At 33.6% G+C, this 14,627-nt stretch carries 10 protein-coding genes, 2 tRNA genes and 1 other RNA gene; 10 read left to right on the top strand and 3 right to left on the bottom strand.

Features of this window, described 5'->3' with window-relative positions; genetic code table 11:
• The first annotated feature begins 189 nt into the window (after positions 1-189).
• The 4 genes from ACYSNV_RS07290 (at position 190) to ACYSNV_RS07305 (ending at position 3,533) form a co-directional block, all read left to right on the top strand.
• Complete coding sequence (locus ACYSNV_RS07290) at positions 190-1,062, top strand: helix-turn-helix transcriptional regulator (RefSeq protein WP_461761903.1); 873 nt, start codon at positions 190-192, stop codon at positions 1,060-1,062.
• Between the two features lie 5 nt (positions 1,063-1,067).
• Positions 1,068-2,084, top strand: coding sequence for a ferrochelatase (gene hemH / locus ACYSNV_RS07295; RefSeq protein WP_461761904.1), 1,017 nt, complete (start codon positions 1,068-1,070; stop codon positions 2,082-2,084).
• Positions 2,085-2,086: 2 nt separating this feature from the next.
• Entirely contained in the window at positions 2,087-2,635 is a 549-nt protein-coding gene (locus tag ACYSNV_RS07300; RefSeq protein ID WP_461761905.1) for a CopD family protein, read from the top strand.
• Between the two features lie 112 nt (positions 2,636-2,747).
• Positions 2,748-3,533 carry an enoyl-CoA hydratase/isomerase family protein gene (locus ACYSNV_RS07305; RefSeq protein ID WP_461761906.1) on the top strand — a complete coding sequence of 262 codons (786 nt, stop codon included), beginning with the start codon at positions 2,748-2,750 and terminating at the stop codon, positions 3,531-3,533.
• A 624-nt stretch (positions 3,534-4,157) separates the two neighbouring features.
• Here the strand turns inward: ACYSNV_RS07305 and ffs are convergent.
• The 3 genes from ffs to ACYSNV_RS07320 form a co-directional block, all read right to left on the bottom strand.
• An RNA gene (gene ffs, locus ACYSNV_RS07310) (signal recognition particle sRNA small type) lies at positions 4,158-4,256 on the bottom strand.
• 175 nt (positions 4,257-4,431) lie between these two features.
• A tRNA-Gln gene (locus ACYSNV_RS07315) sits at positions 4,432-4,502 on the bottom strand.
• 214 nt (positions 4,503-4,716) lie between these two features.
• Positions 4,717-4,787, bottom strand: a tRNA-Gln gene (locus ACYSNV_RS07320).
• 180 nt (positions 4,788-4,967) lie between these two features.
• Between ACYSNV_RS07320 and ACYSNV_RS07325 the strand changes: the two genes are divergently transcribed.
• The 6 genes from ACYSNV_RS07325 (at position 4,968) to ACYSNV_RS07350 (ending at position 14,542) form a co-directional block, all read left to right on the top strand.
• Positions 4,968-8,180, top strand: coding sequence for a glycosyltransferase family 117 protein (locus ACYSNV_RS07325; RefSeq protein ID WP_461761964.1), 3,213 nt, complete (start codon positions 4,968-4,970; stop codon positions 8,178-8,180).
• 69 nt (positions 8,181-8,249) lie between these two features.
• Entirely contained in the window at positions 8,250-9,329 is a 1,080-nt protein-coding gene (gene thiL / locus ACYSNV_RS07330; protein ID WP_461761907.1) for a thiamine-phosphate kinase, read from the top strand.
• A 311-nt stretch (positions 9,330-9,640) separates the two neighbouring features.
• On the top strand, positions 9,641-10,126 hold the full coding sequence (locus tag ACYSNV_RS07335) for an acyl-CoA carboxylase biotin carboxyl carrier protein subunit (protein ID WP_461761908.1): 486 nt from the start codon (positions 9,641-9,643) through the stop codon (positions 10,124-10,126).
• Positions 10,127-10,132: 6 nt separating this feature from the next.
• Entirely contained in the window at positions 10,133-11,572 is a 1,440-nt protein-coding gene (locus tag ACYSNV_RS07340) for an acetyl-CoA carboxylase biotin carboxylase subunit (RefSeq protein ID WP_461761909.1), read from the top strand.
• A gap of 6 nt (positions 11,573-11,578) precedes the next feature.
• Entirely contained in the window at positions 11,579-13,120 is a 1,542-nt protein-coding gene (locus tag ACYSNV_RS07345) for an acyl-CoA carboxylase subunit beta (RefSeq protein ID WP_461761910.1), read from the top strand.
• A gap of 258 nt (positions 13,121-13,378) precedes the next feature.
• On the top strand, positions 13,379-14,542 hold the full coding sequence (locus tag ACYSNV_RS07350; RefSeq protein ID WP_461761911.1) for a pyridoxal phosphate-dependent aminotransferase: 1,164 nt from the start codon (positions 13,379-13,381) through the stop codon (positions 14,540-14,542).
• The last annotated feature ends 85 nt before the right edge of the window (positions 14,543-14,627 follow it).

Consider the following 14,627-nt stretch of genomic DNA (forward strand, 5'->3'; position numbering starts at 1 on the left):
AAAGCACCAACTAAAACAACGCTAGAAGGACTATTTATATCGTCAGAGGTTAAAAGTAAAATTTATGTTTTTATTTCATTATAATACAGTAAATTTGCCCAATTACCAAGGCTTTAGAAATAACTTATCTAGACTGTTTCTAAATAAACAAACAACGCTGATAATCTAATAGATTTTAAAAACAACGCTATGAGTCCAATAGAAGAAATTTTAATTGATACCCATTTTACCATTGTAAGATTAGAGAACAACGACACAAAAAACTTTACCTTTAAAAAAGAAATGGAAACCGATATGATCCAGTTCTATTTTTGTTTAAAAGGTCAAGGTGTTTTTATTTTCAACCAAGGCGCTTATTCTCTACCCTTAGAAGCAGAGAAATCTTTGTTGCTTTACAACCCTCAAAAACAATTGCCCCTACATCTTGATTTAACAAGTAATTCAAGCTTTATATGTGTTTTAATTTCTATTAAAAAATTTCATTCCCTATTTTCTAGTGAAGCAGAATTCATAGGGTTTTTAACACAAGAAAATAAAAACAAAAAATATTATCAAGAGGAATTAATTTCTCCACAGATGGCCATTGTCCTAAGTCAAATGTTTAATTTTAATATGCATTCGTCTATAAAGAATCTGTATTACACAGGGAAAACCTATGAATTATTGAGTTTACTGTTCAATAAAAATGAAGACCTTAATATTGAGAATTGCCCCTTTCTTTCCGATGAAGACGATGTATTGAAAATCAAACAAGTTAAAGATATCATCATTGCTAAAATGGCAGAACCGCCTACTTTACAGGAATTAGCTGATCAAGTAGGAATTAATATTAAAAAGCTCAAGCTCGGTTTTAAGCAAATCTACGGAGATTCAGTCTTTAGTTTTTTATTTGATTATAAAATGGAATATGCAAGAAAACTTCTGGACCAAGGAAATTACAATGTAAATGAAGTTGGTACCAAAATAGGTTATAGTACTTCAAGTCATTTTATTGCTGCCTTTAAAAAGAAATTTGGAACTACCCCTAAAAAATATTTAATGTCATTAACCGCAAACAACTAAATCGCATGAAAGGTATATTATTAGTCAATTTAGGTTCACCAGAATCCCCAACACCTAAAGATGTTAAACCCTATCTAGATGAATTTTTAATGGACAAACGAGTAATTGATTTACCTTACCTATTAAGAGCGTTAGTGGTAAAGGGAATCATTTTAAATACACGTCCGAAAAAATCAGCTCAAGCCTACCAAAAGATTTGGTGGCCTCAGGGCTCTCCTTTAATGGTAATTTCTAAAAATCTATCTAAAAAAGTTCAGGAAAAAGTTGACATTCCCGTAGTACTAGCTATGAGATACGGTCAACCTTCTATTGCCAATGGCATTAAAGAATTACATGAAAAAGGTGTCACTGAAATTCTAATGATTCCCCTATATCCACAATATGCAATGGCAACCACCCAAACCATAGAGGTATTGGCCAAACAAATAATAAGTAAGAAATATCCGAATATAACTTTAACCAGTTTACCGGCATTTTTCAATAAACAAGAGTACATACAAGCTTTAGCCAACTCTATAAAAAATCAGCTAGAAAATTTTGATTATGATCATATTTTATTTTCTTATCATGGCGTACCTGAAAGACATATAAGAAAATCAGACATAACCAAAGCACATTGTAAAATGGACATGAGTTGTTGTGTTACAAAATCAGCTGCACATGAGTTTTGCTACCGTCATCAATGTCTAGAAACAACCAGACAGGTTATTGAATACTTAGATATTCCTAATAATAAGACAACAAACTCCTTTCAAAGTAGACTTGGCCCCGATAAATGGCTACAGCCAGCTACAGATATTACGGTTGAAAAACTTGCGTTAAATGGTATCAAAAGGTTAGCTGTTGTAACTCCTGCTTTTGTCGCAGATTGTCTAGAAACTCTAGAAGAAATTGGCATGGAAGCCAAAGAAGATTTTTTAACTAAGGGAGGGCAAGAGTTTAAGACTATTGCTTGTTTAAATGAAGATCCCCTTTGGGTTGATGCATTAGTGACATGGATAAAACAATGGCAAAATAATTAAAAATGACGTATTTATACATTAAAGCACTCCATATTATTTTTATGGTATGTTGGTTTGCAGGATTGTTTTATATCGTAAGACTTTTTGTGTACAATAGCGAAGCCAATACTTTACAACAACCAGCTAAAAGTATTCTACAAGATCAGTACAAGATTATGACTACTAGGCTCTGGAATATAATTACATGGCCAGCATGCATAATAACAACATTATGTGGAGTTACCCTTATTTATTTGAATCCAAGTTTATTAACGCAACCTTGGATGCATATAAAGCTGTTTTTCGTATTCCTTCTATTTTTATATCATTTAAGATGTAACACCTATGTAAACTTAATTAAAAATGATAAATTAAATAAATCTTCAACCTTTTTTAGAATTTGGAATGAAGGAGCGACACTTATTTTATTTGCCATAGTTTTTATTGTTATTTTAAAAAGCACTTTTAATTGGATTTTTGGACTTTTAGGTCTTTTATCATTATCCTTTTTATTGATGACAGGAATCAAACTATATAAAGCACTACGTGATTCTAAAAACAAAAAAATATAATATTCTTTACTGTAAATAAATTTACTTATTTTTGATTCAGTAGCTCCCTTGTAAAATATAAGATTAGCTACCCATTTAATTTATATAATCACAACAGATAAAAATATTAGTTATGACATTTGAAAACGTTTTAATAGGTATTGACCAGCAAATAGCTACCATTACCATTAATAGACCTACCAAGCTAAATGCATTGAACAAGGCAACTATTGAAGAATTACATGAAGCTTTTAAAGCATTGGAAATAGACAAGGATGTTAAGGTTGTTATCATTACCGGAAGCGGAGAAAAATCATTTGTAGCTGGTGCTGATATTAAAGAATTCTCAAGTTTTAACGTGAGTGAAGGTTCTCAACTAGCAGCTAAAGGTCAAGAGCTTTTATTTGACTATGTACAAAATTTTCCTAAACCTGTAATTGCAGCCATTAATGGTTTTGCACTAGGAGGAGGATTAGAACTAGCAATGGCATGTCATTTTAGAATTGCTTCTTTAAATGCAAAAATGGGTTTACCTGAAGTTACCCTAGGCCTAATTCCAGGATATGGTGGAACTCAAAGATTAGCACAATTAGTAGGAAAAGGCATTGCAATGGAAATGATTATGACCGCTCAAATGATTGATGCAGATAAAGCGGCACTTATTGGATTAGTAAACCACGTAAGATCAAGCGAAGAGCTATTAGATTTTACAAGAAAAATAGCTCTTAAAATAGCCTCTAATTCTTCAACGGCCATAGCCAAAGCCATAAGAGCCGTAAATGCTAATTACAAAGATGGCGTTAATGGTTACCATGAAGAAATTAAAGGATTTGGTGAGTGCTTCGAAACAGAGGATTTTATAGAAGGAACAACAGCATTTTTAGACAAAAGAAAAGCCGATTTCAAAGGAACTGTTTAAAAAACAAGCATAAATAGACATGCCCCAAAAAAATTATTCCTTTTTGGGGCTTTTTTTAGAAATCCAAAAGTATAACGGTGTAAGTTGGTTAACTAAAAAAATCCAATATCAGAGCAAAAATTTGTACGTTATTATATAGGATGAAAAAACACAGCATTATCTACGATGAGCATCCCCAGAAAGTAAAAAAAATCTCACTCCTATTACTATTACGGTGAATTAAAAAACTCTTACAAAAAAGATTTAATTCCTTGGAAGATAATCCTGCTATATAAAAAAAAATAAGTTAAAGAAAGAAATTGCATTTCTTGAATCAAAGATTCAATGGGTAATCTTAAAAAGTTAAAGACTAAAAATTTATTAGAAATATTTTAAAGTCAGAGCTATTACACTTAAATAAATAGATTTCCGTCTGCGAATCAAAAATAGAATTAAAGAGTACATTTAAACTATATATACCTTTGAGGGAATTATATGATATCAGTGCCAGGTAACACCTAACATGCTATATTAAAAAGCAAACATAAATAAGCAGTAATTTTTGTAGTCGGTTCGAAAAATCAAACTTTTCCATTTTGTAGCTCACAAAAGCAAACAAAAAAAATCCCAAAACAAGGAGATTATAAATGGTAAGCTACCTACATCGCACCGCTACAACCATATACCTTTGCTGCGTTCCCACCCTGGAGGATTCTACAGGAGCTGGTCGTGTAGGACTTACCAGGGGCAAATATACAATCTTTTTATTAGTCTGCAAATTATCCTGCTTCGATTTACAATACTTCAACATCACTAATTACTATCCTACTACATATCAGAGCATTTAGCAAATTAAACTTTTTTTTCTTGTTAGCAAAAACATAAAAAAAACCCCCTGATTTCTCAGAGGGTCTTTTTGTTGGCCTACTAGGACTCGAACCTAGAACGACTGAACCAAAATCAGCTGTGTTACCATTACACCATAGGCCATTACCTTTTGCATTTAAAAGCGTTATTACTTCTGTATTGCGATTGCAAATCTAGCACATTTACGCAAATTACCAAAAATATTTTTGCACTTTTTATCCTTTTCAACCTAACTTATTCATAATCAAATACCCCTTTTAAAACTTTAACATTTTATTAGGTTTTAAGTAAAAGAGTTAAATAAAAAAGACCTCCTAATTACTTAGGAGGTCTTTAGTTGGCCTACTAGGACTCGAACCTAGAACGACTGAACCAAAATCAGCTGTGTTACCATTACACCATAGGCCAGTGCCATTTTTGCTTATAGAAGCATGTTTACTTCTGTATTGCGGTTGCAAAAGTACACCTATTTTTCAATCCTGCAAACTTTTATTGAAAAAAAATTATATTTTTTATTTTTTACGATAGACTCAAAAAAAATCTTTTCTTTGTATGTACATTACAAAATATTATCAAAGCAAAACAAATATGTTGACATTCAATTATAAAAAATGGAACATCATTGGAGGATGGTTCTGTTTTCTGATAGCTTTAATTACATACTGCCTTACGGTAGAACCAACAGTAAGTTTTTGGGATCCGGGCGAGTATATAGCTACCTCAGCAAAATTACAAGTTGGTCATCCACCTGGAGCTCCATTATATCAAATGCTAGGAGCGTTTTTCTCCATGTTTGCAAGCTCACCTGATAAAATTGCATTAATGGTAAATATGGTTGCCGTTATCTCAAGTGCGTTTACTATTCTTTTTATGTTCTGGATTTCGTCTAACATTTTGAAGAAAGTAATTGAAAAAACCTCCACATTAAACAACATCAACGCAATGGTTATCTTAGCAAGTGCTGCAATAGGATCTCTTGCTTTCACTTTCTCGGATAGCTTCTGGTTTAATGCTGTGGAGTCAGAGGTCTACGCATCTGCCATGTTCCTAATATCTTTATTATTATATTTAGGATTAAGATGGGTTGATGATTTAGATAAACCCAGAGGAGATAAATGGTTACTATTAATTGCATTAATTTCAGGATGTTCTTTTGGTATACATCTTATGGGACTTTTAACTATACCATCTATTGTTCTTTTATATTATTTCAAAAAATATAAGAAAATCACCCCTAAAAATTTCATACTTGCCAATTTAACGGCTATAATAGTCCTTTTCTTCTTATTTGCCTTTTTATTCCCATACATTTTGGCATTATTTGGAAAGACTGAAATATTTATGGTAAATAGCTTAGGACTACCTTTTAATAGTGGAACCATTTTTGCTTTTATTTTAATTGTAGCTTTTTTTGTAATTGGTTTAAAATTTACTAGCAAAAAAAACTACGTGTTTGCAAACACTTTGATATTAGCTCTTTTATTTGTTTGTATTGGACTAACTTCTTGGATTATGCTGCCTATTCGTGCAAATGCAAAAGTAGTAATTAATGAGAATACACCTTCCGATGCAGCAGAGCTACTGGCTTACTATCAACGTGAACAATATGGTAGTGAGAGTATTTATTATGATTCTTATTTTACTAAATTATATGTCGGCTTAGATAAAGACAACCCTTTTAAAGACGAAAAACCTAACTATGAAAGAGACTATAAAACTGGTAAATATATTATCGTTAATGAATGGAAGAATGCGGGATATAATTTTAACTCCAAACACAAAGGTTTTTTACCTCGCTTATGGAGTACAGATACGAATCACCGCTTAAACTACATGAGATATACTCGCCCTTTAGACTTTTCTGTTAAATCTGAATATGCGGGAACACCAGAACTAGAAGAATTTGTACGTGAAGTAAAGCAAGAATTAGCAGCCAACAATATTGGAGTAGAGGAATTAGACCAAATCTTCCAGAGTGAATACGCTCAATATCTAGATATTGCAGTTCCAAGCTTTATGGACAATATGAGCTTTATGGTAAATTATCAATTCGGTTACATGTTCTGGAGGTACTTAATGTGGAATTTTGCTGGAAGACAAGATGATATTCAAGGACAGGGCGATTTAACACATGGTAACTGGATTAGTGGTATAAAATTCCTGGACCAAATAAGATTAGGGTCACAAGATAACTTACCTGACACCGTACTAAACAATAAGGCAAGAAACACTTACTTTATGATCCCTTTTATATTAGGGGTTGTTGGATTCATTTTCCATTTTAGAAATGACAAAAGAACTTTTTGGGTTTTATTAGTACTATTCTTATTCACTAGTTTGGCTTTAAAAGTGTTCTTAAATGAAAGACCTTTTGAGCCAAGAGAACGCGATTATGCCGTAGTTCCTGCTTTTTTTGTTTTTGCAATTTGGCTAGGCTTTGGTGTTTATGCAATTTATCAAGGAGTAAGCAAATATTTAAATCCTAAACTTAGTGCTGCAATTGTTTTAACGGCCAGCCTTCTTGGGGCACCTGTACTAATGGCTCAACAAAATTGGGATGACCATGATCGTTCAAATAAATACACAGCTCTTGCAAATGCAAAAGCTTATTTAGACTCTTGCGAGCCTAACGCAATTTTATTTACCATTGGAGACAATGATACCTTCCCTCTTTGGTATTTACAAGATGTAGAAGGATATCGTACAGATGTTAGGGTTGTATGTACTTCTCTTTTGCCTTTAGATTGGTATATTGATCAAATGCGAGCTAAAGCGTATCAATCAGAAGCATTGCCAATTAAATTTACTCATGATCAATATGTAGGTAATAAAAGAGATTATGTCCTAATCCAACCAATCACAGATAAGGCAATCGATATTAATCTTTTCCTTGACTTTATTCGTTCCGAGGACGAGAGATTAAAGACAAAAACACAAGCTGGAATTACCACCTATATAGCACCGACAAATAAATTAACCATTCCAGTTAACAAGGATATTATCTCTAAAAACAATATAGTTTCTCCTTATTTAATGGATCAAGTGGTAGACACTGTACATGTAGAAATAAAAGATTCTGGACTTTATAAGCACCGTTTAATCATGTTAGATATTATTGCTAACAACAAATGGGAAAGACCTATTTATTTTTCTGGAGGTAGTTATGGAGATGAAGATTATCTTTGGATGAAAGATTATCTCCAGCTAAATGGCTTAACTTATCAGTTGGTACCTATCAAATCTGATAAAAAATCATCACACCCCTTGGATATGGGTAGTATAGATTCCGACCGTATGTATAACGTAATTAAAGATTGGTATTGGGGCAATATGGGAAGTGATAAAATTTATCATGATCCACAAACCAGAAAAAATAGTAATTACTATAGAATTAACCTAGCTAGATTACAAGAACAATTAATACAGGAAGGTAAATTAGATAAGGCAGAACATGTAATTGATATTGCAATGCAGAATATGCCTTTAAAATATTATAACGAGCACCGCTTTGTTCAGTCCTTCATAGAAGGATACTATAAAGTTGGAAAACCTGAAAAGGCTAGAGAACTTGTAGATCAAACCATTGAAATAATGAAAGGCAAGATAGACTACTATAAATCCTTGCCTGTTGAGGATCTGTACTACTATGCACAAGACTTAAAAGACGAAGTAGATCTTTATGGTTTATTAATGCAAATTGTAGTAGATAATGATAAAGAAAATAGTCAGGAACTAACCCAAGAATATATGAACACGGTAATGCAAGTCAAAAATCTTGGCCAATTCTTCCAAGAAAATTAAGCATTAAAGGTGGTAGAGTAAATCTATCACCTTTTCTTTTTACCTTTGTATTAAAAATAAGATAGCCCTATGATCGAAAATAAAAATCAGTCCAGAACAGCCCTAGAGCAATTAGGGGAATTTGGTTTAATAGAACACTTGACCAAAAATTTTACCATTGAACAAGACACGACAATTAAAGCTATAGGGGATGATGCCGCAGTACTAGACTTTTCAAAAGAAAAAGTACTTGTTTCCACTGACTTATTAATTGAAGGTGTACATTTTGATTTATCTTATGCTCCTTTAAAACATCTGGGATACAAGGCCATTGTGGTAAATCTATCTGATATCTGTGCAATGAATGCTACACCTACTCAAGTAACAGTCTCAATCGCAGTATCCAATCGCTTTCCTTTAGAGGCAATAGAAGAATTATATGCAGGTATTTCATTAGCTTGCAAACATTATAAAGTAGATCTAATCGGTGGAGATACAACTTCCTCCCAAACTGGCTTAATCATCAGTGTTACAGCAATAGGCCAAGCACAGGAACAAGACATTGTTTATCGTTCAACAGCAGGCGATACAGATTTACTAGTAGTTAGTGGGGATATAGGTTCTGCCTATATGGGATTACAAGTTTTAGAAAGAGAAAAGCAAGTTTTTTTAGTAAACCCTAATAATCAACCTGATTTAGATCAATATGATTATATTATTGAAAGACAATTAAAACCTGAGGCCAGAACGGACCTTAAACAGCTCCTAAAGGATTTAGATGTAAAGCCTACCTCTATGATTGATATCAGTGATGGTTTATCCTCAGAAATCATCCACCTTTGCAAAGCCTCTAACGTAGGATGTAATGTATATGAAGATAAATTGCCACTTGACCCACAATTCATTGCTACTTGTGAAGAGTTCAACATAGATTCCACTACAATAGCCATTAATGGTGGTGAGGACTACGAAATTTTGTTTACAATTAAGATGAAAGACTTTGAAAAAATAAAAGGAAATCCACATCTAAGTATAATAGGTCATATGACTCCAAGTGACGAAGGAATTCATCTAATTACAAGGGATAATACAAAAATACCTCTAAAGGCAAGAGGTTGGAACTCGCTAGAACACCAAAGGCAAGATTCACTTGACGATAAAATGGATTAATACATTAAAAAACCTCGATGAGCTAAAAACTCATTTGAGGTTTTTTTTTAAAACTCTATCTACTTGTAATACTCATGTTCATTCCTCTTATGACAATAGATTACCGTAAAGCCTAAATTTTGTTGTTTTTATTACTATTTTTAAGTATTATGTTTTTTCATGTTTAAAATTTTAATATAAATAAAACTTCTCACATACCCCTATTCTCCTTCACTTATCCTTGGGGATTAATATGCAAAAAAATAGCATCTTACTATTTATATCTCTCACAATTCTATATATTTACCGTTACCTAAAAACTATATATAATAATGATCAAAACTTATCAACTCAAAGTAAATGATGATGCAGTTTTTGAGAGTCAAGATTTATTAAGTGCTCCCATTGACATAGCTGCAACAAAATCAGATTACATTCATGTTTTAAAAGACAACAAATCACATAAAGCAAAAATAACAGCTAGTGATTTTTCCAACAAAAACTATCAAGTTACCGTAAATGGAAATACCTATCAGGTAAATATTCAAACACAATTAGACAAACTAATTAATGAACTAGGATTTTCATTAAATACCGCCAAGCAAATTAACTCCATAAAAGCACCAATGCCGGGGTTGATTTTAGAGGTAAATATTGAACCTGGTCAAACAGTTAAACAAGGAGATAACTTACTAATCCTTGAGGCAATGAAAATGGAAAATAATTTAACTTCTCCACGTGAAGGAGTAATAAAAGCAATCCATGTATCAAAAGGAGAAACTGTTGACAAGGGCTTAGTGTTAATTGAATTTGAATAATCCATCATGAAAAAAATTTTAGTGGCCAATCGTGGCGAAATAGCAGTACGAATTATGAGTACTGCAAAAAAAATGGGAATAAAAACTGTAGCAGTTTATTCTGAAGTAGATCGTTTAGCTCCACATGTAAAAATGGCCGATCAGGCAGTTTGCATAGGCCCTGCGCCCTCTAGTGAATCATATCTATTAGGCGATAAAATCATTCACCTAGCAAAACAACTACAAGTTGATGCTATCCATCCAGGCTATGGCTTTTTAAGTGAAAACGCAAATTTTGCAGAAGCCTGTGCAAAAAACGGAATAATTTTTATTGGTCCGGATTCCCATGCGATAAAAGTTATGGGTAGCAAATTAGCTGCCAAAGAGACGGTGAAAGCCTATAATATTCCAATGGTTCCGGGATTAGATCAAGCTATTACAGATATTGATCAAGCCAAAGAAGTTGCCCAACAAATAGGTTTTCCAATTTTAATTAAGGCCTCTGCTGGAGGTGGAGGAAAAGGAATGCGTATTGTTGAAAATATACAAGAGTTAGAAGCTCAAATGCAAAGAGCTATATCTGAGGCTACCAATGCCTTTGGTGATGGATCGGTATTTATTGAAAAATATATTGGATCTCCTCGCCATATTGAAATACAAATTCTCGCCGACATGCATGGAAACATTGTATATCTATTTGAAAGAGAGTGTAGTATTCAAAGAAGACATCAAAAAGTAGTTGAAGAAGCTCCTTCATCTGTGCTTACCCCGCAACTTAGAAAAGCCATGGGAGAAGCTGCCGTAAAAGTCGCTGCCTCATGTAATTATGTCGGAGCTGGAACAGTTGAGTTTTTACTTGATGAGAATTTAAATTTCTACTTCTTAGAAATGAACACACGCTTACAGGTAGAACACCCTATAACCGAACTTATCACTGGTCTAGATTTAGTTGAGTTACAAATTAACATAGCAAGAGAACAAGAACTACCTTTTACTCAAGATCAACTAAAAATAACGGGCCACGCAATGGAGCTTCGAATTTATGCAGAAGACCCCCTAAATGATTTTTTACCTAGCGTAGGATTTTTAGAACAATATGTTATTCCGCAAGGACAAGGAATTAGAGTTGATAATGGAATTGAGCAAGACATGGATGTTCCTATTTATTATGATCCAATGCTAGCCAAGTTAATCACTTATGGCAAAACAAGACAAGAGGCTATTGAATTAATGATAGAGGCTATAGCTCAGTATAAAGTAAAAGGAATTTCTACGACTTTACCTTTTGGGAAATTCGTAATGGAAAATCAAGCGTTCAGAGATGGTAACTTTGATACTAACTTCGTTAAAAAATACTATAGTGCAGACTTAATTAAAGAGCAATATAAAGACGAAGCCCAAATAGCAGCCTTCATTGCGTTACAACAATATTTAGAAGACCAAAAACAATTACGCTTACCAAATTAAACCACAATGAACCAAAAAATAGAAAAATTAGAGCAATTACAAGACCTAGCTAAACTAGGTGGCGGACAAAAAAGAATAGATACTCAACATAAAAAGGGGAAATTAACTGCCAGAGAAAGGATAGAGTACCTAATGGATGAAGGATCTTTTGAAGAAGTAGGTATGTTAGTTACCCATCGAACAACTGACTTTGGTATGGATAAAGAAATTTATCCTGGTGATGGTGTTATCACTGGTTATGGAACCATTAACGGTAGGTTAGTGTACATATTCGCACAAGACTTTACTGTATTTGGGGGTGCTTTATCCGAAACACACGCAGAAAAAATCTGTAAAGTAATGGATATGGCCGTTAAAATGGGGGCACCTATGATCGGTTTAAATGATTCGGGAGGAGCTCGTATTCAAGAAGGTGTTCGTTCTTTAGGAGGATACGCAGATATCTTTTATCGAAATGTACAATCCTCCGGAGTTATTCCTCAAATATCTGCCATAATGGGACCATGTGCTGGTGGTGCAGTGTATTCTCCAGCTATGACAGACTTTACAATGATGGTAGAGGGTTCAAGTTATATGTTTGTTACAGGTCCTAGTGTGGTTAAAACTGTAACCAATGAAGAGGTTACTTCGGAAGAACTAGGAGGTGCTAGTACTCACTCTACAAAATCTGGAGTAGCACATACAACCTCAGCAAATGATGTAGCTTGCTTGGAAGACATTAAAAGGTTGTTGAGTTACATGCCACAAAACAATCAAGAGAAAGCACAAGATTTACCCTATCAAATAAAACAAGAATATCGTACGGAACTTGACCATATCATACCTGATAATCCCAATAAGCCTTATGATATGAAAAAAGTGATTGAAAATATAATAGACACTGATTCCTTTTTTGAAATACATAAAGATTACGCAGAGAACATTGTTGTTGGTTTTGCCAGGCTTGGTGGAAAAAGCATTGGTATTGTAGCAAATAACCCAATGTTTTTAGCTGGATGTTTAGATGTAAAAAGTTCCATTAAAGCAGCAAGATTCACAAGATTTTGCGACTCATTTAACATACCATTATTAGTACTTGTTGATGTACCAGGATTTTTACCAGGAACCGATCAAGAATGGAATGGTATTATCGTACATGGAGCTAAATTACTTTATGCTTTAAGCGAAGCCTCGGTACCTAAAGTAACCGTTATTACTAGAAAAGCTTATGGTGGCGCTTATGATGTGATGAATTCAAAACACATCGGAGCGGATATGAACTTTGCCTGGCCAAATGCAGAAATTGCAGTTATGGGAGCAAAAGGTGCTAGTGAAATTATCTTTAAAAAAGAAATTGCAGAGGCACAAGACCCACAAGCCAAATTAGAAGAAAAACAAGCAGAATACGCTGAAAAGTTTGCCAATCCGTACCGTGCTGCCCAAAGAGGTTTTATTGACGAGGTTATACTTCCTAGCCAAACAAGAAGAAAACTAATAAAAGCTTTTGCAATGCTGGAAACAAAAGAAATTACTTTACCAAATAGAAAACACGGAAATATTCCTCTTTAAAATCTCAAAAGGGCTGTCTGCATAAGACAGCCCTTATTTTTTTACTCAAATTAACCAAACTTTGTTCCACTACAATGTTTTAAAATTATTGCCTAAACTGCCCTACTATTTAGATCCCCCTTGCTCCACTCTATGTATAAAGGGGTTTACTAAAATGAGCTTCTCAAAATCGCAAAAAAAGTCTACTTTAACCCTCGTTTTTTAAACATTCTATAATCTCAAACTGAATAAGCTCAGTAAAACTAAACACAAACAAATATGAACAGACGCGATCTCTTAAAGTTAACAGGGACTGTCCTTGCAGGAGGTATATTTCTGCCGAGTTATGCCAAGGGTACAACTCTAGAAACTTTAGCTAAACTAGAATTACCTTTAGAAACTAAAAAGCCTATTTACTTACACTACAACGAAAACGCGTTAGGACTTTCCCCAAAAGCTAAAAAAGCAATTTTAGAAATCGTCGATCAAGCTAATCGTTATCCAGATGCTTATATTCAGGAGTTAAAACAAACCATTTCTTTGCAAAATGACGTTTCTTTAGATCAAGTTTGTCTTGGTGTTGGTTCTTCTGATTTAATACGTGGTGTTATAAACCTACTTGGCTATCAAGCTAAAGAACAGCAAAAAAGCATTCAACTAATTACCCCTGATCCATCTTTTGCATTACCAAAAGATCATGCGAGTGCCATGGGAATAACTATTGCATCAGTGCCTTTAAACGATCAGTATGTTATGGATTTACACAAAATGAAGCAAATAGCCGACAATTTCCAAGGATACTCTATCGTATACCTTTGTAATCCGAACAACCCAACAGGTACCTTAACCCCATCGCAGCAAATTTCAACGTGGGTGGAGAGTGCCAACCAAGAAAAAACGTTTTTTATTTTTGATGAGGCCTACGCAGAATATATTGAAGATCCAAGCTTCCAAAGTGGACTTACTTTTGTAAAAAAACAGCAAAACAATGTAATTCTACTTAAAACTTTGTCTAAACTTTATGCTATGGCTGGAATGCGTGTTGGTTATGGTTTAGCTAGTGAGAGAACCATAAAAGAGTTAATACCATTTATAACTATTTTAAATATTAGTATAACAGCAGCGGTAGCGGCAACTGCGTCATTAAAAGATACCGTATTTGTTGCTAAAAGCCTGCAAATGAACCAAGATAGTAAGGCTATAACTATAAACGCACTAAAAAATCTAGACTTACAATATTTGCCCTCTCATACTAACTTTATTTTTCATCGTATTAATTCTGATCCTAATCTTTTTATTGATCGTATGGCGCAGTATGGTATAATTGTAGGTAGACCCTTTCCGCCTTATCTACAATGGACAAGAGTCACTTTAGGAACCCCAGAACAAATGGAAAAATACGCAAATACCTTAAAAGAATTTAGAAAAAAAGGATGGATCTAATACTAGAGCTCAAATAACTAGCGTATAAATATTCGATTTTTTAGTTTTATAACTAATTTATAAGATTATTTGAGTAAACTTCTTC

It is taken from the genome of Myroides sp. LJL119 (assembly GCF_054871605.1).

What these genes read in the sequence shown, in the direction of transcription:
- thiL (WP_461761907.1), top strand. Translation starts at nt 8,250, where the DNA reads ATGATCGAAAATAAAAATCAGTCCAGAACAGCCCTAGAGCAATTAGGG.
- ACYSNV_RS07290 (WP_461761903.1), top strand. Translation starts at nt 190, where the DNA reads ATGAGTCCAATAGAAGAAATTTTAATTGATACCCATTTTACCATTGTA.
- ACYSNV_RS07340 (WP_461761909.1), top strand. Translation starts at nt 10,133, where the DNA reads ATGAAAAAAATTTTAGTGGCCAATCGTGGCGAAATAGCAGTACGAATT.
- ACYSNV_RS07325 (WP_461761964.1), top strand. Translation starts at nt 4,968, where the DNA reads ATGTTGACATTCAATTATAAAAAATGGAACATCATTGGAGGATGGTTC.
- ACYSNV_RS07345 (WP_461761910.1), top strand. Translation starts at nt 11,579, where the DNA reads ATGAACCAAAAAATAGAAAAATTAGAGCAATTACAAGACCTAGCTAAA.
- ACYSNV_RS07305 (WP_461761906.1), top strand. Translation starts at nt 2,748, where the DNA reads ATGACATTTGAAAACGTTTTAATAGGTATTGACCAGCAAATAGCTACC.
- ACYSNV_RS07300 (WP_461761905.1), top strand. Translation starts at nt 2,087, where the DNA reads ATGACGTATTTATACATTAAAGCACTCCATATTATTTTTATGGTATGT.
- ACYSNV_RS07335 (WP_461761908.1), top strand. Translation starts at nt 9,641, where the DNA reads ATGATCAAAACTTATCAACTCAAAGTAAATGATGATGCAGTTTTTGAG.
- hemH (WP_461761904.1), top strand. Translation starts at nt 1,068, where the DNA reads ATGAAAGGTATATTATTAGTCAATTTAGGTTCACCAGAATCCCCAACA.
- ACYSNV_RS07350 (WP_461761911.1), top strand. Translation starts at nt 13,379, where the DNA reads ATGAACAGACGCGATCTCTTAAAGTTAACAGGGACTGTCCTTGCAGGA.